Genomic DNA, 24,396 nt, shown 5'->3' on the forward strand with positions numbered 1-24,396 from the left:
CCCGCCCATTCAACGGCTATTCGTTTCGGGTTCATGGTACACAACAGCATTCCCCTATCCCGCCGCTTCAGTGTGGCCCCCATGATGGACTGGACCACCCCCCATTTTCGCTACCTGGCGCGGCTACTCAGCCGTCGGGCACTGCTGTATACGGAAATGGTCACCACCGGGGCGCTGATCTATGGGGATACCGAACGGTTCCTGCGTCACAATGCCGAGGAGTATCCCCTGGCACTGCAACTGGGTGGCAGCAACCCGGACGAACTGGCCCATTGTGCCCGCCTGGCGGAGCAGTTTGGCTTTGACGAAGTGAACCTGAATGTGGGCTGTCCCAGCGACCGGGTGCAGAACAATATGATCGGCGCCTGCCTGATGGGCCACCCCGGGAAAGTGGCTGAAGGTGTGCGGGCAATGATCGCCGCCACATCCCTGCCGGTGACCGTCAAGCACCGTATCGGCATCGACGGACGTGAATCCTGGGACGACCTGTGCCACTTTATTGAAACAGTTGCGGAGGCTGGCTGCCGGACCTTTATCGTCCATGCCCGCATTGCCATCCTGGAAGGCCTGAGTCCGAAGGAAAACCGTGATGTGCCGCCGCTCAAGTACCCCTGGGTGTATGATCTCAAGGCCCGCTACCCGGAGCTGGAGATCATCATCAACGGTGGCATCAAAACGTTCGGGGAATGCCATGAGCACCTCAACCACACCGACGGCGTGATGCTGGGCCGTGAGGCCTACCATAACCCGTGGCTGCTGGCCGGCGTGGACAGCGAGTTCTTTGGTGACACAGACCCGGTCGCTTCCCGCCATGATGCCCTGCGGACCATGTTACCGTTCATCCAGGAGGAACTGGATCGGGGCGTATACCTGACCCACATCACCCGGCATATCATGGGCCTGTTCCATGGCCAGCCCGGCGGACGGCAGTTCCGGCGTCATATCAGCGAGAATGCCCACCGGCCCGGCAGCGGTATCGAGGTGGTCCTGGATGCCCTGGCCAAGGTCCGTGAACCCGTCCGCGAACCGATTCCCGAAGCCACCACCTGACAGCCCCGTAAGCCTCTGCTGTCTTGTTCCCGTCCTGGCGGGCGGTTATCGTATCGGTATGTCACCTCACCTGCGCCAGGACGCCTATATAACCACACAAGGAACAGGACCCATGACCAGCAAGCTTGAACAACTGAAATCCATGACCACCGTGGTGGCCGATACCGGTGACCTGGAAGCCATTGCCGAATGGCGCCCGGAAGATGCCACCACCAACCCTTCCCTGCTGCTGAAGGCTGCCGCCTCGGATGCCTACCGTCCGATGCTGGACGAGGCCGTGGATTACGCCAGCCGCCAGGGCGGCAGTGACCAGGAACAACTGGCCTGGGCTACAGATCACCTGGCGGTACAGGCCGGTCGGAAGATCCTGGACCTGATTCCCGGCGTGGTCTCCACGGAAGTGGACGCCCGACTGTCCTTTGATACCGCCGCCACCGTGGACAAGGCCCGGCGGCTCATCGGGCTGTACGAGCAAGCGGGAGTGGATACCAGCCGTGTGCTGATCAAGATCGCCTCCACCTGGGAAGGGATCCGCGCCGCCGAGCAACTGGAGAAGGAAGGTATCCACTGTAACCTGACCCTGCTGTTCTCGTTTGTACAGGCAGCCGCCTGCGCCGACGCCGGCGCCTTCCTGATCTCTCCGTTCGTCGGTCGCATCCTCGACTGGCACCTGGCCCACAGCGACCGGGACGCCTTTGCACCGGAAGAAGACCCCGGCGTGCAGTCGGTATCCCGGATCTACCATTACTATAAGGCCCATAGTTACGACACGGTGGTGATGGGCGCCAGTTTCCGTAACATTGGGGAAATCGAGCAACTGGCCGGCTGCGACCGGCTGACCATCAGCCCTGCCCTGCTGCAGGCGCTGAAGGAAGATTCCGGCGAACTGCCGCGCAAGCTGTCCCCGGACAACGCCGCCAGCCAGGACCGCCCTGTCACCATGGACGAGCGCCTGTTCCGCTGGGAGTCCAATGAAGACGCCATGGCCACCGAGAAGCTGGCCGAGGGCATCCGCCGGTTTGCCGCCGACCAGATTGAACTGGAGCAACGGGTCAGCCGATTGGCCAGCGTGGCCTGACCAGAAGGAATTACAACGATGATAGACCGCCTTCGCCAGATGCTGTTTCCGGATACCGGAAAGACTGGCGGCTCCCCCAACCCGGACAGCCATCAACTGGCCGTTGCCGCCACCGCGTTGATGGTCCAGCTGTCCCGGGTCGATAACGATGAGGACCAGCGGGAGCTGGCCGCCATAGTGGACTGTGCCATTCGCGTACACCAGATCACCCGGGAGGAAGCCCGGTCGATACTGGACGATGCCCTCAACCATGCCGATGACTCCACCTCCCTGTACGAGTTCACCGGCGTGCTCAACGAGCAGCTCAGCCAGGAATCCAAGCAGGCCGTGCTGGAGAGCATCTGGCGGGTGGCACTGGCCGATGACCGCATCGACAAGTATGAGGAACACCTGATCCGTCGCATGGCGGACCTGCTGCACCTCAACCATCGGGAATACATGCAGGCACGGCACCGGGCCGAACAATCCCACTGACACGATCCCAGGAGGGACGTCATGCTCGCCATTCTCCATCCGGATACGCCCCTGGACAGCGACAGCTATCGCCAGACCCTGCATTTCCTGCAGAACCTGCCCGGTGTGGCCGTGAAGGTTCACGAAGTGGAGGGGGCCACCCAGCGATTGACCGAGATCTACCTGCTGGGGGATACCAAGAGCCTGGACAAGGACGAGATCGAAGCCCTGCCCGCCGTGGAACGGGTGATCCGCATCTCCGACGACTACCGCATCCTTGGCCGGCACCGGGATGACCGACGCCAGTCCGGTTTCAGCTATAACGGCGTGGACTTCAGCCAGGACAACCTGAACGTGTTTGCCGGCCTGTGCGCCGTGGATACCCAGGAACATGTGGAGATCATGATGCGGACCCTGAGTGAACAGGGTCAGCACTGTACCCGCATGGGCGCCTACAAGCCCCGCACCAATCCCTATTCTTTCCAGGGCCACGGCAAGAGCTGCCTGCCCTGGGTGTTCGAGACCGCGGGCAAGCACGATATCCGGGTGGTCGCCATGGAAATCACCCATGAGAGCCACATCGAGGAAATCGACGAGTGCCTGGAAAAGCTCGGGCGGCCAACCGGCGTCATGCTCCAGGTGGGCACCCGCAATACCCAGAACTTCGAGCTACTCAAGGCCATCGGCCGCCAGAAGACCTACCCGGTGCTGCTCAAGCGGGGCTTCGGCATCACCCTGAACGAGTCCCTCAACGCCGCCGAGTATCTGGCCAGCGAGGGCAACGCCAATGTGGTCTTCTGCCTGCGGGGCATGAAAACCGAAGCCGGGAATCCCCACCGGAACATGGTGGATTTCGCCCATGTACCCACGGTGAAGCGCCTGACCCGCATGCCGGTGTGTATCGACCCTTCCCACTCCGTGGGCAGCCGTGACGCGGCACCAGACGGCATCCCCGATGTCATGCACGCCACCGCCCAGGGCGTGGTGGCCGGCGCCAACATGGTGCTGGTGGACTTTCACCCGAGGCCGGAAAAAGCCCTGGTGGATGGCCCCCAGGCACTGTTGATGGAGGAGCTGCCGGCCTACCTTGAAGATGTCAGCCAGTGCCACCAGCTCTGGAAGAAACGCCAGCAGCTCTATCGCAGGACGGGAGAATCAGCAACACCATGATCATCTATGGTCATCGCGGAGCGCGGGGGGAAGCGCCGGAAAATACCCTGCCGGGTTTCGAGACCGCCTATCGCCACGGCATTCGGCACTTTGAACTGGACGTCCAGCTATCCGCGGACGGGGTGCCGGTGGTTATCCATGACATCACCCTTGACCGGACCACCGGTCAGGCAGGCAAGGTCGCCAGCCACACCGCCTCTGAACTGGCCAGGATGGACGCCCGCCACCAGACCACCCCCTGGCCCGAGCCGGCGGGTATTCCTTCGCTGGAACAGGTACTGGATGCCTGCCCGGATGTCCACCACTACCAGCTTGAGGTCAAACCCGATGCCCGCAGCCGTCTCAACGTCCTGTGCAACCGGCTCACCGAGCTGATCCAGAAACGCCAACTGTTCGACGGGGTAGTGGTCACCTCCTCCGATGCCTGGTTCCTGCAGGAGATCAAGCGTCGCAACCGGAAGATCCACACCGGCTACGTCGCCGGTCGTCGTTTCCCCAGGCCCGTAGCCACCGCCAAGCGCCTGGGCTGCAGCTACCTGGTGCCCAGTTGGCGGATCTGTTCCCGGGACATGGTCAGGCAGGCCCAGCGCCTCGATATGCAAGTGTCGGTATGGACCGTTAACCGCATCCACGACATGCTGCTGATGGAAGACATGGGGGTAAACAGCATCATCACCGACTTCCCCACCAGTACCCGGATCTACTTCGATAACCGCAGGGTGCGGTTACCGTCATCATCCTCCGAGCCGGAACACAACCCGTCCCGGGGCCAGGGTGCAACTATTTAGGGCTGGCCCTGGCAACGATCACCCCTGAAAAGGGTGATCGTACGCCTCTCCGGAACGCTAGAAAATACGATTCAGACCGTTGAGGGCCGCCACCCGGTAGGCTTCCGCCATGGTGGGGTAATTGAAGGTGGTATTGATGAAATAGTTCAGGGAGTTGGCTTCCCCTTCCTGATTCATGATGGCCTGGCCGATGTGCACGATTTCCGCCGCCTGGTCACCAAAACAGTGGATACCCAGGATTTCCCGGGTTTCCCGGTGGAACAGGATCTTCAGCATGCCCACCTTCTCGCCAGTGATCTGGGCCCGTGCCAGGTCCTTGAAGAACGCCTGTCCCACGTCGTAGGGTACCTTCCTTTCCGTCAGTTCCCGCTCGGTGGGGCCCACCGAACTGATTTCCGGGATGGTGTAGATCCCCGTGGGCACATCGGAGACGAAGCGGAAATACTCATCCTGCACGATATCCGAGGATACCGAGCGTCCCTGGTCATAGGCGGCACTGGCCAGACTCGGCCAGCCGATCACATCCCCGGCGGCATAGATATTGGGAACCGCCGTCCGGTAGTGTTCATCCACCTGTAGCTGGCCACGACCGTTGGGCTCCAGTTCCAGGTTCTCCAGCCCGAGGCTGTCGGTGTTGCCCGCCCGGCCATTACACCACAGGAAGGCATCGGCACGGATCTTCTTCCCGGACTTGAGGGACAGCACCACGCCATGGTCATCGCCGTCCACGGACTCGTACTCCTCATTGTGGCGCACCAGCACGCCGTTGTTACGCAGGTGGTAGCTGAGTGCGTCGGAAATCTCGTCATCCAGGAACGACAGCAGGCGATTGCCCGGATTGATCAGGTCCACCTTCACCCCCAGTCCGGCAAAGATGGAGGCGTATTCCGACCCGATAACACCGGCGCCATAGATAATCAGCGTACGGGGTGTGTGGGACAGGTTGAGGATGGTATCGCTGTTGTAGATGCGACGGTGGCGGAAATTCACGTCGGGCGGCATGTAAGGCCGTGAGCCGGTGGCAATCACCGCCTGCTTGAAGTTGAGCACTTCCGCCGTCTTGTTCCCACGCACTTCCAGCCGGTTCCCGTCCAGGAAAAAGGCACGGCCATTGATCAGGTCCACGCGGTTACGGGCATAGAACTGGGTGCGCAGTTTGACCTGCTTGTCGATCACCGTCTGGGCATTCTGCAACACCCGGGGGAACGAGAACCAGCGAGGCTCGCCGATATCCCGGAACATCTGGTTGGTGTTGAAGGTGATAATCTGTTTGACAGAGTGCCTGAGGGCTTTTGACGGTATGGTTCCCCAGTGGGTGCAGTTGCCGCCGACGTTGGGCTTGTCTTCGATGATTGCGACGCGCTTGCCGTGTTTGGTGGCATTCATGGCGGCGCCTTCGCCCGAAGGGCCGGCACCGATCACCACAACGTCATAATGATGTTCTGCCATCAGGACTGTCGCTCCTTATCGCGTGGTCAAGAGGGAAGCCCCGGCAGCAAGGCTCGCGCTTCGCGATCGGGGCATGAAGTTGCTGTCTGTTTTCGACGACTCGCGTTCAGGACGGGCTGCGGCCACCCCGGGCGGCCTGCGTGGCATCATAGGCAAGGTCACTGGCATCCGCATCGGCAGACCCGGTGTTTTCCTCGCACTTGCTGGTGTCACCTCCACAGATTTCACAGGGCCCGGTTATGCCTGCCGCACCAAGGCCGCCGCAGGTGCCGGAAATAGGCTTGCGTCCGAAGATCACGCCGACGGACATGGCCGCCACCAGCAGACCAACAATCAGCAGTGCCAGTAGAAAGGTGCCCATGACTACCTCCTGTCACTCAATCAGATAGGTGGCGAAGGCGGGGGTATGGTAGGTCTCGAAGCCCTCCCCCTCGCGCACGATAAAATACACCGCCAGGTTTTTCTGCAGGGCCAGACGGTAACCCTCGTCATAGCCTATCACGGTAAAGGCCGTAGCCCAGGCATCGGCCATCATCGACGATTCCGCAATTACCGTGACCGAGGCCAGCCGATGCCCGACCGGGCGCCCGGTAGCCGGGTCTATGGTATGGGAATAGCGCTGGCCATCCGATTCGTAATAGTTACGATAGTCACCGGAGGTGGCCATGCCATTCCGGTCCATGGCGATCACCCGGTTGATCTGCCGGGCATCCTCCACCGGTTGCTCCACCGCCAGCCGCCAAGCGGAACCGTCCGGCTTGCGACCGCTGACCCTGACCTCACCGCCGATTTCCACCAGATACCGGTCAATACCCTGCCCTTCCAGGTAACGGGCAACGGCGTCAACGCCATAGCCCTTGGCGATACCGGACAGGTCCAGGTACTGCGGCTGTTCCGCACGGATGGCCTGTTTCACCGGGTCCAGTTCCAGAAAGCGGAAACCGGTCCGTGACAGGCGCTGCTGTAACTCGGCGTCGTCCGGCACCTCCTCGGGACGTCCCTCGGGGCCGAACCCCCACAGATTCACCACCGGCCCGATGGTGATATCGAAGGCACCACCGGACTCATCCGCCACCTTGTGGGCCGCTTCCAGCACCTCGAACAGTTCGCCGGATACCGGTGTCCAGCCACTCTGGTCTTCCAGCTGGTTGATGCGGCTCAGTTCCGAATCATCCCGCCAGGTGGACATGGCCGCATCCACCGATTCCAGGGTTGCCTCTATACCTTGCGACAGATCTTCAAGGGTTTCCCTGTCGTCGGTCAATACGACGTTAATATGGTATTGGGTGCCAAAGATAGGGCCGGAGATTTCCCAGACCTTTTCCTCGGGCTCAAACGAACAACCCGCCAGAGCGGCCACGGCCAGCACCCAGAGGATGCTGGCCAGGGTCACCCTGACGGGTCGGGACATGCCGGATGTCATCAGAGCGCCTTTAACCCCCGAAGTCGTCCAGCATGATGTTCTCGTCTTCCACACCAAGATCCTTGAGCATCTTGATGCAGGACGCGTTCATGATGGGGGGGCCGCACATGTAGTACTCACAATCTTCCGGAGCCGGGTGGTCCTTCAGGTAGTTTTCGTACAGGACGTTGTGGATAAACCCGGTGGGGCCTTCCCAGTTGTCCTCGGGCAGCGCGTCCGACAGGGCTACGTGCCACTCGAAGTTATCGTTCTCCCGCTGCAGCATGTCGAAGTCTTCCACGTAGAACATCTCGCGGACACTCCGGGCGCCGTACCAGAAGCTGATCTTGCGATCGCTCTTGAGACGCTTGAGCTGGTCGAAGATATGGGAGCGCATGGGCGCCATGCCGGCACCACCACCAATGAACACCATTTCGGCGTCGGTCTTCTTGGCGAAGAACTCCCCGAACGGCCCCATCACCGTCACCTTGTCACCCGGCTTCAGGTTGAACACGTAGGACGACATGATGCCCGGCGGATGATCAGTGCCGGGAGGCGGCGTGGCAATCCGGATGTTGAACTTGAGAACGCCCTTCTCTTCCGGATAGTTGGCCATGGAATAGGCGCGGATGGTCTCTTCCTTGTTGATGGCCTTGTAGCGCCAGATATCGTGCTTGTCCCAGTCCTCGTGGAATTCCTCCTCGATCACGAAGTCCTTGAACGGGATTTCGTAGGGAGGACACTCCAGCTGGACGTAACCACCGGCGCGGAAGTCCACTTCCTCGCCTTCCGGCAGTTTCAGTACCAGTTCCTTGATGAAGGTGGCCACGTTGTGATTGGACACCACCTCACACTCCCACTTCTTCACGCCGAAGAACTCTTCCGGCACCTCGATCTTCATGTCCTGCTTCACCGGCACCTGGCAGGACAGGCGCCAGCCTTCCTTCTCTTCCCGGGGCGTGAAGTGGGTCTTCTCGGTGGGCAGCATGGCGCCGCCGCCGTCAAATACCTTGCACTTGCACTGGGCGCAGGTACCGCCGCCGCCACAGGCGGAGGACAGGAAGATACCGCTGTTGGCCAGGGTGCCCAGCAGCTTGCCACCGGCACTGGTCTTCAGGGTGTGCTCGGGGTCATCGTTGATCTCAATGGTCACATCACCGGTGCTTACCAGCTTGGAGCGGGCGGCGAGGATGATCGCCACCAGCGCCAGAACGATAACGGTGAACATGACCACGCCGAGAATGATTTCTGTATTCATGGTCTCGCCTTTTCGTTAAACCGAATCACCGGGTTGTTTACAGGGAAATGCCGGAGAAGGACATGAAGCCCAGGGACATCAGACCCACGGTAATGAAGGTGATGCCCAGGCCACGCAGGCCCTCGGGAACGTCGCTGTACTTCAGCTTCTCACGGATGCCGGCCAGGGCGACAATGGCCAGGGCCCAGCCCACACCGGCACCGAAGCCGTACACCAGGCTCTCGCCAAAGGTATAGTCCCGCTCCACCATGAACAGTGACGCACCCAGGATGGCACAGTTCACCGTAATCAGCGGCAGGAACACACCCAGCGCGGCGTAGAGGGCCGGAATGTACTTGTCCAGCACCATTTCCATAATCTGTACGATGGCGGCGATTACCCCGATGTACGTCAGCAGGCCCAGGAAGCTCAGGTCCACGTTGGGCAGACCGGCCCACTCCAGGGCCCCCTCCCGCAGGATGGTGTTGTACAGCAGGTTGTTCACCGGCACGGTGACAGTCAGCACCACAACCACGGCGATACCCAGGCCAACGGCGGCCTCGATCTTCTTGGAAATGGCCAGGAAGGTACACATCCCCAGGAAGAAGGCCAGCGCCATGTTCTCAACAAAGATGGCCTTCAGGATCAGACTGATATAGTGCTCCATCAGAAGGCCTCCTTGGCGGTGTGGCGGGACATCTTGTATTCCGGCTCCTCAACCTGCTCCGGTTTCCAGGCGCGCAGGCCCCAGATTGCCAGACCAATGATGAAGAAGGCACTCGGCGGCAGCAGCAACAGGCCGTTGGGCACATACCAGCCGCCTTCGTTGACCGTCGGCAGCAGGGTGAAGCCGAACAGTGAGCCGGCGCCGATCAACTCCCGGAAGAAGGCCACGAAAAGCAGCATCACCGAGTAGCCGAGACCGTTACCAATACCGTCCAGGAAACTCAGCAGCGGCGGGTTGTTCATGGCGAAGCCTTCCGCACGGCCCATCACGATGCAGTTGGTGATAATCAGACCAACAAACACCGACAGCTGCTTGGAAATCTCATAGGCGTAGGCCTTGAGGATCTGGTCCACCACGATAACCAGGGAGGCGATGATGGTCATCTGCACGATGATCCGGATACTGCCCGGAATCTGCGTGCGAACCAGCGATACCGCCAGGTTGGAAAAGCCGGTAACCGCAATAACCGCCAGGCACATGACGATGGTCACGCTCAGGCTGGTCGTCACCGCCAGCGCGGAGCAGATACCGAGGATCTGCAGCGCGATGGGGTTGTTACTGAAGATCGGTTCGAAGAGAACCTGTTTGGCTGAAGCGTCTGCCATGATCAGACCTCCCCTTCACGAAGTTTTTGCAGGAACGGCGCGAATCCGCGGTCACCCATCCAGTAGTTCACCAGTTGCTGGACACCACGGCTGGTCAGGGTTGCCCCGGACAGTGCATCGACCTTGTGCTCCCGGTCTCGGGCATCGGAACTGACCCCACCCTTGACGAGCTGGATCTGCGGCTCGGACATATCGTTACCGTACAGTTCCTTGCCGACCCACTGCTGTTTCCAGCGGGGGTTATCCACTTCGCCACCCAGGCCGGGGGTTTCCGCGTGAGCATAGAAACCCAGGCCTTCGATGGTGTTCAGGTCACCTTCCAGTGACACAAAACCATAGAGCGTGGACCACAGACCGTAGCCGTGGATGGGCAGCACCACACGGGTGAGTTCGCCATTTTCACTGAGGGTATAGATCTTGGCGACATTGGGACGGCGCTTGATGCCGGCCTTGTCTTCACTGGACGGGATGTTGGTGGACATCTCGGGGTCTGAAGCGGCCTTGTACATATCGTACTTCATGGGGTCTTCGACACCCACGGCGGACGGCTCCACATACTCACCGGTATCCAGGTCGACCAGTCGTACCTCAAAACGGGCAAACTGCTGTTCGATCTCGTCCACGCTGGTACCCGGCTCCAGCATACCAGCTGCGGCCAGGATGTTGGTCTTGATGTCCAGGTTCTGGTTCTGGATCTGCGCCGGGCGCAGCATTACGGCAGCGGTGGACACGACAACCGAGAACGCGATGCTCAGTACCAGCGCCACCAGAAGGGTTCTGGCGACAGTATCTTTGGGTTTAGCCACGGGCAAGCCTCCGTTTGATGTTGGCCTGAACCACGTAGTGATCCATCAGCGGTGCAAACAGGTTGGCGAACAGGATGGCCAGCATAATGCCTTCCGGGAACGCCGGGTTAACCACACGGATGAGTACGGTCATCACCCCCACCAGGATGCCAAAGCACCAGCGACCGGTGTCGGTCATGGCGGCGGATACCGGATCCGTGGCCATGAACATCATGCCGAAGGCAAAACCGCCCATTACCAGGTGCCATTCCGGGCCAACGCCAAAGAACGGGTTGGTGTCGGAACCGATCACATTGAACAGCAATGCCGTGGCGATCATACCGATCATCACCCCGCCGACAATGCGCCAGGAGGCGATCTTCATACCCAGCAGGATCAGGCCGCCGATCAGGATCGCCAGGGTGGAGGTTTCCCCCATGGAACCCTGGATGGTTCCCATGAAGGCGTTCATCCAGCCGATGTTCTGCTCCAGCGCCTCCAGGCCACCGGACGCCGCCCAGCTCAGGGCCGTGGCACCACTGAAGCCATCAATAGCGGTCCATACGGTGTCACCGGAAATCTGCGCCGGGTAGGCAAAGTACAGGAACGCACGACCGGTCAGGGCCGGGTTCAGGAAGTTCTTGCCGGTACCGCCGAACACTTCCTTGCCGATCACCACACCGAAGGTGATGCCCAGGGCCACCTGCCAGAGCGGGATGGTGGGCGGACAGATCAGCGCGAACAGCACGGAGGTCACGAAGAAACCCTCGTTCACCTCGTGACGACGGACGGTGGCGAACAGCACTTCCCAGAAACCGCCAACCGCGAAGGTGACGAAGTAGATGGGAATGAAGTACGCCATGCCATAGACAAAGTTGTCCCAGATACCGGCACCGGAGCCAGTCACTGCCAGCGCCTGGATGAAGGCCGCCCGCAGACCACCGTCGGCCACCATGGCATCCGGATTGGCCGCCAGGAAGTTGTTGGCCTGGAAGCCAATGTTCCACATGCCGAAGAACATGGCCGGGAACGTACACAGCCATACCGTGATCATGATGCGCTTGAGGTCGATGCCGTCACGCACATGGGAGGTGGTGGAAGTCACGCTGGCCGGCGAATAGAAAATGGTGTCTACCGCCTCGTACAGGGCATACCAGCGCTCGTACTTGCCGCCCTTTTCGAAATGATGCTCGATGTTATCGAGAAACTGTCGGATTGCCATCGGTTAGCCCTCGATCTCGATTCGGGTCAGGTTCTCACGGAGAATCGGACCGTACTCGTATTTACCCGGACACACGAAGGTGCACAGCGCCAGATCCTCTTCGTCCAGCTCCAGCGCACCCAGCTTCTGTGCCATTTCGGTGTCGCCCACGATCAGCGTGCGCAGCAGCTGCGTCGGCAGGATATCCAGGGGCATGACCTTCTCGTAGACACCCACCGGGACCATCGCCCGCTCGCTGCCGTTGGTGGTGGTGGTAAAGTCAAACTTCTTGCCACCGACCAGCTTTGACAGGTAGATATTCATGACCGAGAACTTGTTGGCACCGGGGGACAGCCAGCCCATGAACTGGCGCTTGTTGCCTTCCTCCAGCACGGATATCTGGTTCGCGTAACGCCCCAGGTAGGCGCAGGGACCGGTGCCACGGCGACCGCCGAACACGGATCCGGAGATGGCACGCACCTCACAGTCGGAGGCCACTTCGTCCTTCAACAGCTCGTCCAGACTGGCACCAATGCGGGTGCGGACCAGACGGGGACTGGAAGCTTTCGGGCCACCAATGGCCACCACACGCTCCACGGGAAGCTCACCGGTTTCGAACAGCCGGGCAATGTCGATCACGTCCTGGTAGCCGATGCTCCAGACCGTCTTGCCCAGGGAAACGGGATCCAGGTAATGAATATGGGTGCCCACGTTGCCTGCCGGATGGACGCCGTCGAACTGCTCCACCTGGATGGCATCGGACTGGGGCACCGGCACGTCGGAACCGGGCCGGCCGGTCACGAACACCTTGCCGTTGGTCAGTTTGCTCAGGATCTGCAGGCCCTTGCTGAAGGCCTCGCCCTGCTCCCTGATGATCACCACAGGATCCGCCGCCAGCGGATTGGTGTCCATCACCGAGACAAAAATGGAGTTGGGGGAAGAGTCGATGGCCGGCACCTTACTGAAGGGCCGGGTACGGAAGGCGGTCCACAGACCGGATTCCACCAGGTTGTCCACCACCTGCTGGCGCTCGAGGGAGGCCAGGTCGGCGTCGCTGTAACGGGCGAAGGTTTCCGCCTCGTCACCGTCGATTTCGATCACCAGTGACTGGAATACCCGCCGCTCACCACGGTTGATTTCTTTGACAACACCGGCGGCCGGTGAGGTATAGCGAACGCCCTGGGTCTTCTTGTCCGTAAACAGCAGCGACCCGCGCTTGACGCGGTCCCCCTCTTTCACTTCCATCGTCGGCTTCATGCCGTTGTAATCAAAGCCGATCAGCGCGACATGGCGTACCGGCTTTCCTTCTGAGATGGTCTGTTCAGGAGCGCCGCTGATGGGAAGATCCAGGCCTTTTTTGATATTGATCATTAGCCTCGTCCGTTCATCAGGAACTGTTAAAGGATTGATCACGCCCGACCCCAGCGGCCCAGTTCCCCGACATTTCAAGCGAAGCTTGTGCAGCCCGGATAAAGGCTGATGACCGTGCCCCATTGCACGCGGTAGCGGTCAGTTTTCAGGAAAGCGATGAGAAGCGGGTGCCAGACGTACCCAAAATCGCGCCAATTATAGAGATTAAGAGAACCTATTTCCACCGGTAACCTTAGCAGGGGAACCTGACCTTGGTCGTAACGAACGGACATGGAAACCGGCGAAAAGTATCTGATAGGTAATAAAAAACCCCGGAGGCCAGGGGCCGCCGGGGTTCTGGAGCTTACTGACCGGAATCAGTCAGCGAGGGCCTGGGCCCATTCCCGGGAACGCTTCGGGAAGATCGGGTAGGTCACGCCCGCCATCTGGTTGACGCAGCGAATCACCTGGGCGCTGTAGCCAAACTCGTTGTCATACCAGACATAGAGGATCAGGCGTTTGCCGCTGGCAATAGTGGCCTGGGCATCCACCACTCCGGCATGGCGGGAGCCGACAAAGTCGGAGGACACCACTTCCGGTGAGTTGACGAAGTCGATCTGCTTCTGCAGTTCGGAGTGCAGGGCCATCTCCCGCAGGTACTCGTTGGCGCTCTCGACGGTGACGTCCTTCTCCAGGTTCAGGTGAAGGATGGCCATGGAGACGTTGGGAGTGGGTACCCGGATGGCGTTACCACTCAGCTTGCCCTTGAGCTCCGGCAGGGCCTTGGCCACCGCCTTGGCAGCCCCGGTCTCGGTCAGAACCATATTCAACGGTGCACTGCGACCACGGCGACTGCCTTTGTGGTAGTTGTCGATCAGGTTCTGGTCGTTGGTGTACGAGTGAACGGTCTCAACGTGCCCATCCAGGATAGTGAACTCATCATGGACGGCCTTCAGCACTGGCGTGATGGCATTGGTGGTACAGGAGGCCGCGGACAGGATCCGGTCATCATCGGTGATGCTGTCGTTGTTGATGCCATAGACGATGTTCTTGATATCGCCCTTGCCCGGGGCGGTCAGGATCACCCGGCTGGCCCCCTTCGATTTGAGATGCAGCCCCAGGCCTTCCTCGTCCCGCCACTTACCGGTGTTGTCGATGATCACGGCATTGTTGATACCGTATTCCGTGTAATCCACCTTGTCGGGGCCATCAGAGTAGATCACCTTGATGAAGTTACCATTGGCGATCAGTGCAGAGTTTTCCTCGTCCACGGTAATGGTGCCGTTGAACGGTCCATGGACGGAATCCCGGCGCAGCAGGCTGGCGCGCTTCTCCAGGTCATTGTCGGCGCCACCCTGGCGAACCACGATGGCACGCAGGCGCAGGTTGTTACCGCCACCGGCCTTCTCAATCAGGATGCGGGCCAGCAGGCGACCGATACGACCAAAACCATAGAGCACCACGTCCTTGGTTTCCTCAACCGCATTCTTCTCGGACTCGGCGCGGTACTGGCCAACCACCGGACCGATCTCGTCACGCACGAAATCTTCCAGGGAGCGGCCATTGCCCTCGGCCTTGAACTTCACGGCCAGCTTGCCGATATCCACGTGAGCCTGGCCCAGCTCCAGCCTGTCCATGACCTCCAGAAGCGGCAGGGTGTCGTGCACGGACAGCTCGCTGTCTTCCACCTGCCGGACAAAGCGATGCGCCCGGATGATACCAATAACCGACTGGTTAATGATTGAACGACCGTAGACGGATGTCACCACGTTATTCTTGCGGTAAAGCCGGCCGATCAGGGGAATCATGGCCTCGGCGGTAGACTCCCGCTCGGTCCAGTTGGACAGGTGCTGGTTGATCTGTTCGTGACTCACGCTTGAACCTCTGCAGTTGGCACTCGAAAAAATGGGTGCGTATTATCCAATTTAAGGAGCCTGTGGACAACTCCTACTCGAAAAACGCGACGGCAATCCCTCGCCCGACCCTGCCAGGCCCTGTTCACCATACTGTCATGACAGTTCAGGCTGTCACCGATAGAATACCCTCCTTTTCAGAATGGTCGCCACCCCACGATGGGCTTCAGAACTTACGTTCCGTTCATGATACGACCGTCGCCGACCAGCACAACCGCAGGAGCTGATCACCCCGATGAAACCGGGTACCGAGCATACCGCCATGTCAGACTTCATCCCCGCGCCTCCCAGCCAGGCGTCGGACCATCGCATCTGGGACCAGTTGCACGGTAGCGCTGATGCCCTGGCAATCAGCGAGACGGCACGGCGAACGGACGGCCTGACCCTGGTGATCACCCGTAGCACCGATGAGGCCATCCGTCAGGAGCAGGCGGTACGCTTCTACCTGGGCCTGCCCCCGGAGGAAGAGGCGGAGGCCATTACCGATGATGGCCTCGAACTGCTGTCGCTGCCGGACTGGGAAACCCTGCCCTACGACCTGTTCTCTCCGCACCAGGACATCATCTCCCGGCGTATCCGCACCCTGCACCGGCTGCCCCGGACCCGTCGCGGCATCCTGATCGTACCGGCCCGCACCCTGATGCACCGGCTGCCCCCGGTGGACTACCTGCAGGGCAACACCCTGTTGCTGGAAACCGGCCAGGGGCTGCAACCGGAGCAGTGGCGCCTGCAACTGGAGGCCGCCGGCTACCGCCACACCGAGAATGTCTACGAGCACGGTGAGTACGCGGTCCGTGGCGCCATTGTCGACATCTTCCCCATGGGCGCTACCCAGCCCTACCGGATCGACCTGTTCGATAACGAAATCGAAACCCTTCGCACGTTCGACCCGGAGACCCAGCGCTCCCTGGATCGCATCGACCGGATCGAGCTGCTGCCGGCCTACGAATTCCCCTGGAGCAAGGACGCCCGCTCCGGTTTCCGCAACCGCTGGTTCGAGTTTTTCCCCCACGCCGACCGCAATGCACCGGTCTACCAGGACGTAACCCAGGGCATCACCCCGACGGGCATCGAGTATTACCTGCCGCTGTTCTTCGATCACACCGCCACCCTGTTCGACTACCTGCCCGGGGAGACGCTGGTATTTACCGCCGATGGCCTGAACGAGGCAGTGGATCTGTTCCAGCAGGACACCGCCAGCCGATACGAGGAACGACGGCACGACCGGATGCGGCCGATCCTGCCGCCGGGCGAGCTGTTCCTGAAGACCGATGAACTGTTTGGCCTGATACGCCAGCGCCCACGGGTCACCCTGGTGGCGGGGGAAACCACCCGCTCCGGTCAGGGCATCACCTCGCTGGGGACGGAACCGCTACCCAATGTGGCCATGGACGGACGGTCCAGTGACCCGGCCTCGCGGCTGCGACAGTTCATCGGCGATTTCGATGGCCGGGTGCTGATCTGCGCCGAATCCTCCGGGCGCCGGGAGGCCCTGAAGGACAACCTGGCGGAGAACCGCCTCAAGGTGAAGCCGGTTGATGACTGGCGCGCTTTCCTCGACTCTGACGTGGACCTGGCGATCACTGTCGCCCCCCTGGAGCCGGGCCTGCTCCTGCGCCGGGAAGGCGTGGCCCTGATCACCGAAACCCTGCTGTTCGGCGAACGGGTACTCCAGCGCCGTCGCCGGGAGAAGCCCACCGAAGTGGACGACTCGGGTTACCGGGACCTGTCGGAATTGCGGGTGGGTGCCCCGGTGGTGCACATCGACCACGGCGTCGGCCGCTACCAGGGCCTGGAAACCATCACCGTGGATGGGGACGCCACCGAATTCCTGACCCTGGAGTACGCTGGCGGCTCGAAGCTCTACGTGCCGGTGGCCAGCCTGCACCTGATCAGCCGCTACACCGGCTCCGACACCGAGCACGCCCCCCTGCACAAGCTCGGTACCGATCGCTGGAGCAACGCCAAGCAGAAGGCCATGGAGAAGATCCGCGACACCGCCGCGGAACTGCTTGATGTCTACGCCCGCCGCGAGGCCCGTAAAGGCTTCCAGTTTGACGACCCGAAGGAAGCCTACCGCCATTTTGCCGCCGGCTTCCCCTTCGAGGAGACCCCGGACCAGCAGGCCGCCATCGAACGGGTGATCGAGGATATGACCGGGGAGCGCCCCATGGACCGGCTGGTGTGCGGCGACGTGGGCTTCGGCAAGACGGAGGTGGCTATGCGGGCGGCCTTTATCGCCACCTGGTCCGGCAAGCAGGTGGCGGTGCTGGTGCCCACCACCCTGCTGGCCCAGCAGCACTACGAGTCCTTCCGGGACCGGTTCTCGGATACCCCGGTCACCGTGGAGCTTCTCTCCCGCTTTCGCAGTGCCGGCCAGTCCGCCAAGGCCATCGAAAGGATCGAGGAAGGCAAGGCGGATATCGTCATCGGCACCCACAAGCTGTTACAGGGCGACATCCGCTTCAAGAACCTGGGCCTGGTGATCATCGACGAGGAACACCGCTTCGGCGTCGGCCAGAAGGAGAAATTCAAGGCGCTGCGGGCTGAAGTGGACATGCTGACACTCACCGCCACGCCCATTCCCCGCACCCTGAACATGGCTATGGGCCACCTGCGGGATCTGTCCATTATCGCCACACCACCGGCGCGCCGCTTGTCGGTGAAGACCTTTGTCCGCCAGAAGGACACCGCCATGGTGAAGGAGGCCATCCTGCGGGAAATCCTCCGGGGCGGCCAGGTGTACTTCCTGCACAATGACGTGGCCACCATCCAGAAGACCGCTGAGGACCTGCGTAACCTGATCCCCGAAGCCCGTATCGGCGTGGCCCATGGCCAGATGCGTGAGCGCGAGCTGGAACAGATCATGTCGGACTTCTACCACAAGCGCTTCAACGTGCTGGTGTGCACCACCATCATCGAGACCGGCATCGACATTCCCAGCGCCAACACCATTGTGATAGAGCGGGCGGACAAGTTCGGCCTGGCCCAGTTGCACCAGCTTCGTGGTCGGGTCGGGCGCTCCCACCACCAGGCCTACGCCTACCTGCTGACACCGCCCCCAAAGGCCATGACCGCTGATGCCCGCAAACGCCTGGACGCCATATCCGAAGCCCAGGATCTGGGCGCCGGCTTCATGCTGGCCACCCACGACCTGGAGATCCGGGGCGCCGGCGAACTCCTGGGGGACGAACAGAGCGGGCAGATCGAGACCATCGGCTTCACTCTCTACATGCAGTTGCTGGATGAGGCGGTACAGGCCATCCGCGAGGGCCGCACCCCCAATGCCGACCTGCCCCTGAGCCATGGTACAGAAATGAACCTGCGCATCCCGGCGCTGATTCCCGACGATTACCTGCCGGATGTCCACAACCGGCTGATGCTCTACAAGCGACTTGCCAGTGTAAAGAGCGAAGACGAGCTGAAGGAGTTGCAGGTGGAGATGATCGACCGCTTCGGCCTGCTGCCGGACCCGGCGAAGAACCTGGTGCGCCAGACCAGCCTGCGCATCGGGGCCGAGGGCCTGGGCGTGGTCAAGGTGGACGCCGGTCGCGAGTGGCTGAAGCTGGAATTCGGTAACAGCACCACCGTGGATCCACTGAAACTGGTGCAGAAGGTACAGCAGGCTCCGGACGCCTATCGACTGGAAGGTGCGAATACCTTCAGCGTACGGCTGAAAGACGACACAACCGATGGTAAACTCGACGCCATTTCATCGGTGCTGAAAGAGCTGGCCGCCTGACGGGCCCAGTCTGCCCCGGGAAAACAGGGTGTCGCCGGCTAGCCTTCGGCAACCGGGACACACCAGGAAAATGGCATCCCCGGACGGGGCCGCTGTTGGTTTCGACAAACGGATCAGGAGAACACCTTTGTACAAACCGGCCTTCACCAACGCCCGGCGTCTGCTCGCGGCCCTGGCACTGCTCATGGCCCTGGCGGCCCCCGCCCAGGCGGACAACACCTATCGCGCCGAAATCGTGATACTGGAGCGGCTGGCGGACCCAGTGCTGCCGGAACAGATGGCAGACAAGCACCCGGAGCGTCAGGACGCCAGCAAGCGCCTCTGGGTGGTGGATGACCTCGGAAACGTCAGTTCCGACATCCGCACCACCAACAATCTGACCCTGAACACCGCCGCCAGCCGCCTGGAGAACAGTGGCAAATACCGGGTACTGATGAAAACCGGCTGGATCCAGCGTTTCCCGCCCAACTACAACGGCGACCCCATGCGGATCGAAGTGGGCGAGATGCTGGAAAGCGCCGGCCACCGGGCGGTTGAAGGTACCATTGAGGTCAACCGGCGCCGCTATCTGCTGGTGGACGTTCAGCTCAACCACTGGCGGGCAGCCGACGGCGCCGCCATGGAAGACACCATGGGTGGCGAGACGGGCGACAGCAGCGAGGGCAACAGCGACCAGGGCGATACCGAAGCGGAGCCCCAGGGCGTGGGCACGTCACCGGCCACTATAATGCCCGTTATGGATGGCAACCAGGGCCGGGAGCTTATCACCTGGATCCATGAGGTTCGCCGCATGCGAAGTAAGGAAATCCACTTTCTGGACTCCCCCACCATCGGCGTGCTGGTGTATTTCCGCCCGCTGGACTGACCGCCGGTAGCGGACCGGGAGCGCGCCTGGCGTTCCCGGTGCCCTGTCGGAACACCAGTGTTCTGACAGATTACTAGCCCCGGAGGTCGGGAATCACCTCTTCCAGGATGGCCTTCACGCCGGACATCCCTTCTTCCAGCGCCTGACCGATCTCCTCCATGGTGATGATGTGATCGGACTTGCCGGCAGCCCAGTTTACCGACAGTGCCAGGCAGGCATAAGGCAGCCCCAGCTCCGCAGCCAGCGCCGCCTCAGGCATTCCGGTCATTCCCACCAGGTCACAGCCGTCCCGTTCCAGCCTGGCAATCTCCGCCGGGGTTTCCAGCCGGGGCCCCTGGGTGGCGCCGTAGACCCCATGATCAACCACCATGACCTGTCGACGGGCTGCGGCCGTCAGCAGGGCCTGCCGCAGGGGTTCGTTGTAGGGATAGGTAAAGTCGATATGAGTGACGCCCTCCAACGGCGCGCCCTCCACCTGCTCGAAGAAGGTGTGCCCTCTCCCCCAGGTGTAGTCGATCAACTGGTGGGGAACGGCAATCCGGGCAGGCCCCATGGCCGGGGTGATGCCGCCCACCGCATTGACACCAATCACCCGGGCGGCGCCGGCGTCCCGCAGCGCCCAGAGGTTGGCCCGGTAGTTCACCTGGTGGGGTGGTATGCGGTGGGGATGCCCATGGCGAGCCAGGAACAGCACCGGTTGCCCCCTGAACATTCCCTTCAGCACCGGCCCTGACGGAGCCCCCCAGGGGGTTTCCACCCGATATTCGCCGGTCACTGTGAGACCGTCCAGCTCCGTCAGACCGGTACCACCAATAATGGCGATGTCATGGCCCATGGCCGTGGAGTCCGTTAATCCGCTCATTCTTCAGCCTCGTCACCCTGGGTGGTGGTCTGGCCCGATCCCCTGGGCTGCCTTACCGCGCCCCGGTCCGCAGCCCTGCCGCCTGAACGGGCGCCGCCGCTGCTCTCTTCGCTTTCAGACTGCTCGCCTTCAGTCTCGGACTGATCGCGCTCCAGGCGCAAGCTGTCCGCCACATGCAGGGTGCGCGTGGGGAAGGCCACCTCGGCGCCATAGGATTCGATGATATCACTGATCTTCAGCAGCACATCCTGCTTGATCTCATGGAACTTCACCCACTGGGTGGTCTTGGTAAAGGTGTAAACCATGATATCCAGGGACGAGCTGTTGAACGCCAGGAAGTTGACAATCAGCGTCCGCCGGGTATCAATTTCCTCATGGTTCTCCAGCATTGAGCGGATATCATTTACGATATCGCTCATCTCGCGGACATCCGCATAGCGGATACCAATGGTTTCGAAAATCCGGCGGTTGTGCATACGTGACGGATTCTCCACCGCAATCTGGGTGAAGGCCGCGTTGGGCACGTAGAGTGGACGCTGGTCAAAGGTGCGGATGGTGGTGAGCCGCCAGCCGATTTTCTCAACAGTCCCCTCGATTTCCCGGTCCGGGGAACGCACCCAGTCCCCCACCTTGAAGGGCCGGTCCAGGTGGATGATAAAGCCGCCGAAGAAATTAGCCAGCAGGTCCTTGGCGGCAAAACCCACCGCGATGCCACCCACACCCCCGAACGCCAGTACCCCCGAAATGCTGTAGCCCAGGGACTGCATGATGGTCAACACCGCCGTAATGGCCACCACCGCCCGCAACAGCTTGCTGATGGCGTTCACCGTGGTGTAATCCATCGGCTGTTTCATTTTCATGGGCGAGATCAGGATCTCCTCCGCCTTCTTGATCACGCCGAAGAGGGTCCAGACCAGTATCCAGATAAAGCCCAGTTCCAGCAGCTTGCTGTTGGCCGAGAAAATATCAGCATCGGAATAGACACGGGCCACCTCGGCGGCCCAGAACACGCCCTGCAGCCAGACAAAGCCAATAGCGGGCCTCCGTAGGGCATGGAGCACGGCGTCGTCCCAGAGGTTGTCGGTCTTCTCGAACCGCCGCTCCAGCATCACGATGATCCGGCTGATCAGGAAAGCCACCGCCGCCGTGGCGAAGACCAGCCCGAACACCACAATGGCCACCCGCCAGCTCTGGGACAGCAGGTTCCAGTTGTTGACCCAGCTGCTTATCACCTCTGGCGTTTCATCCACGGGCTCAATCTCCTTTACAACGGTTGAATCAGGGTTACGGGCAGGGCCGGATGGTCACCGGCACACCGGGGCTCAGCCGGTCGAACAGGTCGATGACATCCCGGTTTCGCATGCGGATACAGCCATGGGAGCGCGCTTCTCCCATGGGCTCGGAATCCGGGGTGCCGTGAATGTAGATGTAACGACGGAAGGTATCGACACCGGGGCCGCGATTGAAGCCGGATTCCAGCCCACACAGCCAGATGATGCGACTGAGGATCCAGTCCCTCTCAGGCTGCAGGCGGGAGAGTTCCGCCGACCAGGTTTCGCCGGTGGGACGACGGGCCACGAATACCGTGGCTTCAGGCTGTCCCTGCCCGATCATCGCCCGCACATAGTGCCGCCCCCGGGGCGTGCACCCGGAATGTTCGGCTTCACCGGGACCATTGAGGGCCGTGGACACCGGCCAGCGCCGGTGTTCGCCACCGGCACCATACCAGTCCAGGGTCTGCTGCCGCAGATCAATGACAATGGCAGGCCCGGGGCCTGTGGAATGGGAATCGTCCGACAATCCTGTGCTCCTGCGTCAGGTATGGGAGCAGCAAAGGTAGCGAACCCTGCGGACAGAGGCAACCGCCGGAACATGATGTTGACCAGGTCGTGCCCTGAAGCATGTGCTAGGAAGTTACACTGGCCTCGGCGCGGGGCACCAGCATCAGGTCCTTCGCCTGCATGCCCGCCGCCAGGAACGGAATCAGGCGGGCGGCGATTTCCTGGATCGGGGTTTCAACCCCCTTCTTGGCCTGGAGAATATCCCGGAGGGCGTCACTGGACGACATGGTAAACGCGGTGGCACCCAGCATGAACTGGATCCGCCAGTACCGGTCCACGGAGCTGAGTTCCGGGGTTGCCTGTTTGAGCAGCCCCATGAAGCGGGTAAACACGCCCCTGTACTCATCCTCCAGGAAGGCGCGCAGGTGCCCCTGGGACTGGGTATAGGCCAGCCCCAGCAGACGCATGAAGATGGATATGCCGCGGTCATTGCGCTGGGGCATCCGCACCGCGCTGCCGGTCAGGGCACCGAGGATCTCCTCCACCGAAGGTGAGCGATCTCCGGGACGTGCCTCCAGCTCGTCGAACTCCGCTTCCAGGGTGGCCGAGAACGGAGTGAGAAAACGCGCAAAGACGGACTGTATCAGGGAATTCTTGGAGCCAAAATGATAGTTTACCGCCGCCAGGTTGACCCCGGCCTTGCTGGTAATCATCCTGAGTGACGTTTCGGCAAACCCCCGCTCGGCGAACAGCTCTTCCGCCGCATCGAGAATCCGGTCCACTGTATCTGACTGGGCCACAACACCTTCCCCTGAAAAACGATTGTTTTAAACATACGTTTAAAACAGAAATCTGTCAAGCACTGGCAGCCTTGTCAGGACCCTTTCCGCGGTCGGATTCATGATCCGGTTTCCGGGCTTTCCCGGCACCATCCGCCTCTCCTTCGGCAATCTCCTCCCGCACCCCCTGCCGGCCTTCCGGCTCGGTCACTGCACGGGCCACGGACTGCCAGCCCCGGTCAATGGCTTTCTGGTGCTCCTCGAAATAGACATTCTGCATCCGCTCGTAGGCCTTCTCGGCTTCCAGCATGAAGATCAGGTACAGGCGGATATGCTCCCGCCTGGACAGGGATCCCGCCAGGCGTCGCTGTTCGGACAGGTGTTTGAGGGTACTGAACCGTGGCGAAGACAGGGTCGGATTGAACTCGGACAGTTCGTTGCACTGCCAGATCAGTCCCAGCTCCCCTTCCAGGTGGGCAATGTGCTTGCGGGCGTCCCGCAGGAGCTGCTGGCGATAGAGGATCAGGTCCAGGTAGGAAGATTTCGAGCTGTACAGCCGTCGTACGAAGGGCACGCCCATCAAGAGGATTACCACGAAGGCGCCGAAACCACCGCCGGCAATCCAGGCCGGCACAAAGCCTGTCATACCGCTCAGGAAGACCAGGGCGGCAATGGTGGCGCTGAGCAACCAGCTGTCACGACGGCGCCGGGCGGCATTAAGGGTGTAATTGTCGGGCCAGCCCGCCAGGGACAGGATATTGAAGTCCATCAGGTTGATGCGTTCGCACTGCCGCAATAACCGGCGCAACCGACGCTGGCGAGATTCCGCAAACCGCCGTTCCGCTTCATCGGCCCCGGAGGATGCTTCTGTGGAGGTGTCATCGCCCGATTCGGCCACTGATTCACCGCCGGTCGCTTCACCGGTGTTCGCCGGCGGATGATCGCCCGCTTCCCCGGCGTCACGTTCATCCGGGACGCTGTCGGCCCGATCCACCGGCACACCGGACGACACCTGCCCGGGGTCCGCCGGACGTCCGGGCCGCAGTACCGGCCCGCCCTGGGCCGTGGTGGTGTCGCTGTTTCTCGCTCGGGTTTCTGCCATAGCTGCCGCCGGTGTGTGCCTGGAACGGCCAGACCTGTACCGTTCTCCTACCCTCGG

The 24,396-nt window shown here is 61.4% G+C and carries 22 protein-coding genes; 7 read left to right on the forward strand and 15 right to left on the reverse strand.

Annotation, left to right across the window (positions count from 1 at the left end; translation table 11 throughout):
- The first annotated feature begins 33 nt into the window (after positions 1-33).
- The 5 genes from dusA (at position 34) to ACJO3T_RS09495 (ending at position 4,539) form a co-directional block, all read left to right on the forward strand.
- A complete protein-coding gene (gene dusA, locus ACJO3T_RS09475) occupies positions 34-1,050 on the forward strand; it encodes a tRNA dihydrouridine(20/20a) synthase DusA (RefSeq protein WP_406978370.1) in 1,017 nt (338 codons plus the stop codon).
- Between the two features lie 112 nt (positions 1,051-1,162).
- Positions 1,163-2,128, forward strand: a complete 966-nt coding sequence (gene tal / locus ACJO3T_RS09480) for a transaldolase (RefSeq protein ID WP_406978371.1) — start codon at positions 1,163-1,165, stop codon at positions 2,126-2,128.
- An 18-nt stretch (positions 2,129-2,146) separates the two neighbouring features.
- Positions 2,147-2,602: a tellurite resistance TerB family protein gene (locus ACJO3T_RS09485; protein ID WP_406964425.1), complete on the forward strand. Its 456-nt coding sequence runs from the start codon at positions 2,147-2,149 to the stop codon at positions 2,600-2,602.
- Positions 2,603-2,623: 21 nt separating this feature from the next.
- Positions 2,624-3,751 (forward strand): 3-deoxy-7-phosphoheptulonate synthase, encoded by a 1,128-nt coding sequence (locus ACJO3T_RS09490; RefSeq protein ID WP_406978372.1) that lies wholly within the window; start codon positions 2,624-2,626, stop codon positions 3,749-3,751.
- Complete coding sequence (locus ACJO3T_RS09495) at positions 3,748-4,539, forward strand: glycerophosphodiester phosphodiesterase (protein ID WP_406964422.1); 792 nt, start codon at positions 3,748-3,750, stop codon at positions 4,537-4,539. Before ACJO3T_RS09490 ends, ACJO3T_RS09495 begins: the two co-directional genes overlap by 4 nt.
- Before the next feature lie 57 nt (positions 4,540-4,596).
- Here the strand turns inward: ACJO3T_RS09495 and sthA are convergent, their stop codons facing one another.
- The 10 genes from sthA to ACJO3T_RS09545 form a co-directional block, all read right to left on the reverse strand.
- Positions 4,597-5,988, reverse strand: a complete 1,392-nt coding sequence (gene sthA, locus ACJO3T_RS09500) for a Si-specific NAD(P)(+) transhydrogenase (RefSeq protein WP_406964421.1) — start codon at positions 5,986-5,988, stop codon at positions 4,597-4,599.
- 106 nt (positions 5,989-6,094) lie between these two features.
- Entirely contained in the window at positions 6,095-6,349 is a 255-nt protein-coding gene (gene nqrM / locus ACJO3T_RS09505; protein ID WP_406964419.1) for a (Na+)-NQR maturation NqrM, read from the reverse strand.
- Between the two features lie 12 nt (positions 6,350-6,361).
- Positions 6,362-7,399 carry an FAD:protein FMN transferase gene (locus ACJO3T_RS09510; protein ID WP_406964418.1) on the reverse strand — a complete coding sequence of 346 codons (1,038 nt, stop codon included), beginning with the start codon at positions 7,397-7,399 and terminating at the stop codon, positions 6,362-6,364.
- Between the two features lie 22 nt (positions 7,400-7,421).
- The gene (gene nqrF, locus ACJO3T_RS09515) at positions 7,422-8,648 is read right to left on the reverse strand and encodes an NADH:ubiquinone reductase (Na(+)-transporting) subunit F (RefSeq protein WP_406964416.1); all 1,227 of its coding nucleotides are present in this window, start codon (positions 8,646-8,648) and stop codon (positions 7,422-7,424) included.
- Positions 8,649-8,685: 37 nt separating this feature from the next.
- Positions 8,686-9,294: an NADH:ubiquinone reductase (Na(+)-transporting) subunit E gene (nqrE, locus tag ACJO3T_RS09520; RefSeq protein ID WP_328184964.1), complete on the reverse strand. Its 609-nt coding sequence runs from the start codon at positions 9,292-9,294 to the stop codon at positions 8,686-8,688.
- Positions 9,294-9,959 (reverse strand): NADH:ubiquinone reductase (Na(+)-transporting) subunit D, encoded by a 666-nt coding sequence (locus ACJO3T_RS09525; protein WP_328184965.1) that lies wholly within the window; start codon positions 9,957-9,959, stop codon positions 9,294-9,296. Before ACJO3T_RS09525 ends, nqrE begins: the two co-directional genes overlap by 1 nt.
- Before the next feature lie 2 nt (positions 9,960-9,961).
- Entirely contained in the window at positions 9,962-10,765 is an 804-nt protein-coding gene (locus tag ACJO3T_RS09530) for a Na(+)-translocating NADH-quinone reductase subunit C (protein WP_406964414.1), read from the reverse strand.
- Positions 10,758-11,966 (reverse strand): NADH:ubiquinone reductase (Na(+)-transporting) subunit B, encoded by a 1,209-nt coding sequence (locus tag ACJO3T_RS09535; protein ID WP_406964412.1) that lies wholly within the window; start codon positions 11,964-11,966, stop codon positions 10,758-10,760. Before ACJO3T_RS09535 ends, ACJO3T_RS09530 begins: the two co-directional genes overlap by 8 nt.
- Positions 11,967-11,969: 3 nt before the next feature.
- Positions 11,970-13,316 (reverse strand): Na(+)-translocating NADH-quinone reductase subunit A, encoded by a 1,347-nt coding sequence (locus tag ACJO3T_RS09540; protein ID WP_406964410.1) that lies wholly within the window; start codon positions 13,314-13,316, stop codon positions 11,970-11,972.
- A gap of 356 nt (positions 13,317-13,672) precedes the next feature.
- The gene (locus tag ACJO3T_RS09545) at positions 13,673-15,169 is read right to left on the reverse strand and encodes a glyceraldehyde-3-phosphate dehydrogenase (RefSeq protein WP_406964409.1); all 1,497 of its coding nucleotides are present in this window, start codon (positions 15,167-15,169) and stop codon (positions 13,673-13,675) included.
- Positions 15,170-15,443: 274 nt separating this feature from the next.
- Here ACJO3T_RS09545 and mfd point away from each other — a divergent pair, with 274 nt between their 5' ends.
- Positions 15,444-18,950 carry a transcription-repair coupling factor gene (gene mfd / locus ACJO3T_RS09550; protein ID WP_406978373.1) on the forward strand — a complete coding sequence of 1,169 codons (3,507 nt, stop codon included), beginning with the start codon at positions 15,444-15,446 and terminating at the stop codon, positions 18,948-18,950.
- A 127-nt stretch (positions 18,951-19,077) separates the two neighbouring features.
- Positions 19,078-19,815 carry a CsiV family protein gene (locus tag ACJO3T_RS09555; protein ID WP_406978374.1) on the forward strand — a complete coding sequence of 246 codons (738 nt, stop codon included), beginning with the start codon at positions 19,078-19,080 and terminating at the stop codon, positions 19,813-19,815.
- Positions 19,816-19,888: 73 nt separating this feature from the next.
- Here the strand turns inward: ACJO3T_RS09555 and ACJO3T_RS09560 are convergent, their stop codons facing one another.
- From ACJO3T_RS09560 to ACJO3T_RS09580, 5 genes are all read right to left on the reverse strand, one after another.
- A complete protein-coding gene (locus ACJO3T_RS09560; protein WP_406978375.1) occupies positions 19,889-20,677 on the reverse strand; it encodes an S-methyl-5'-thioinosine phosphorylase in 789 nt (262 codons plus the stop codon).
- Complete coding sequence (locus ACJO3T_RS09565) at positions 20,674-21,927, reverse strand: mechanosensitive ion channel family protein (protein ID WP_406978376.1); 1,254 nt, start codon at positions 21,925-21,927, stop codon at positions 20,674-20,676. Before ACJO3T_RS09565 ends, ACJO3T_RS09560 begins: the two co-directional genes overlap by 4 nt.
- 34 nt (positions 21,928-21,961) lie before the next feature.
- Complete coding sequence (locus ACJO3T_RS09570) at positions 21,962-22,432, reverse strand: L,D-transpeptidase family protein (protein ID WP_406964779.1); 471 nt, start codon at positions 22,430-22,432, stop codon at positions 21,962-21,964.
- Positions 22,433-22,583: 151 nt separating this feature from the next.
- Positions 22,584-23,258 carry a TetR/AcrR family transcriptional regulator gene (locus ACJO3T_RS09575; protein ID WP_406964402.1) on the reverse strand — a complete coding sequence of 225 codons (675 nt, stop codon included), beginning with the start codon at positions 23,256-23,258 and terminating at the stop codon, positions 22,584-22,586.
- Between the two features lie 55 nt (positions 23,259-23,313).
- On the reverse strand, positions 23,314-24,339 hold the full coding sequence (locus tag ACJO3T_RS09580) for a hypothetical protein (protein ID WP_406978377.1): 1,026 nt from the start codon (positions 24,337-24,339) through the stop codon (positions 23,314-23,316).
- Positions 24,340-24,396 lie beyond the last annotated feature (57 nt).

It is taken from the genome of Marinobacter shunpengi, assembly GCF_045449715.1.
GTDB lineage: Bacteria > Pseudomonadota > Gammaproteobacteria > Pseudomonadales > Oleiphilaceae > Marinobacter.

What these genes read in the sequence shown, in the direction of transcription:
- dusA (WP_406978370.1), top strand. Translation starts at nt 34, where the DNA reads ATGGTACACAACAGCATTCCCCTATCCCGCCGCTTCAGTGTGGCCCCC.
- tal (WP_406978371.1), top strand. Translation starts at nt 1,163, where the DNA reads ATGACCAGCAAGCTTGAACAACTGAAATCCATGACCACCGTGGTGGCC.
- ACJO3T_RS09485 (WP_406964425.1), top strand. Translation starts at nt 2,147, where the DNA reads ATGATAGACCGCCTTCGCCAGATGCTGTTTCCGGATACCGGAAAGACT.
- ACJO3T_RS09490 (WP_406978372.1), top strand. Translation starts at nt 2,624, where the DNA reads ATGCTCGCCATTCTCCATCCGGATACGCCCCTGGACAGCGACAGCTAT.
- ACJO3T_RS09495 (WP_406964422.1), top strand. Translation starts at nt 3,748, where the DNA reads ATGATCATCTATGGTCATCGCGGAGCGCGGGGGGAAGCGCCGGAAAAT.
- sthA (WP_406964421.1), bottom strand. Translation starts at nt 5,988, where the DNA reads ATGGCAGAACATCATTATGACGTTGTGGTGATCGGTGCCGGCCCTTCG.
- nqrM (WP_406964419.1), bottom strand. Translation starts at nt 6,349, where the DNA reads ATGGGCACCTTTCTACTGGCACTGCTGATTGTTGGTCTGCTGGTGGCG.
- ACJO3T_RS09510 (WP_406964418.1), bottom strand. Translation starts at nt 7,399, where the DNA reads ATGTCCCGACCCGTCAGGGTGACCCTGGCCAGCATCCTCTGGGTGCTG.
- nqrF (WP_406964416.1), bottom strand. Translation starts at nt 8,648, where the DNA reads ATGAATACAGAAATCATTCTCGGCGTGGTCATGTTCACCGTTATCGTT.
- nqrE (WP_328184964.1), bottom strand. Translation starts at nt 9,294, where the DNA reads ATGGAGCACTATATCAGTCTGATCCTGAAGGCCATCTTTGTTGAGAAC.
- ACJO3T_RS09525 (WP_328184965.1), bottom strand. Translation starts at nt 9,959, where the DNA reads ATGGCAGACGCTTCAGCCAAACAGGTTCTCTTCGAACCGATCTTCAGT.
- ACJO3T_RS09535 (WP_406964412.1), bottom strand. Translation starts at nt 11,966, where the DNA reads ATGGCAATCCGACAGTTTCTCGATAACATCGAGCATCATTTCGAAAAG.
- ACJO3T_RS09540 (WP_406964410.1), bottom strand. Translation starts at nt 13,316, where the DNA reads ATGATCAATATCAAAAAAGGCCTGGATCTTCCCATCAGCGGCGCTCCT.
- mfd (WP_406978373.1), top strand. Translation starts at nt 15,444, where the DNA reads ATGAAACCGGGTACCGAGCATACCGCCATGTCAGACTTCATCCCCGCG.
- ACJO3T_RS09560 (WP_406978375.1), bottom strand. Translation starts at nt 20,677, where the DNA reads ATGAGCGGATTAACGGACTCCACGGCCATGGGCCATGACATCGCCATT.
- ACJO3T_RS09580 (WP_406978377.1), bottom strand. Translation starts at nt 24,339, where the DNA reads ATGGCAGAAACCCGAGCGAGAAACAGCGACACCACCACGGCCCAGGGC.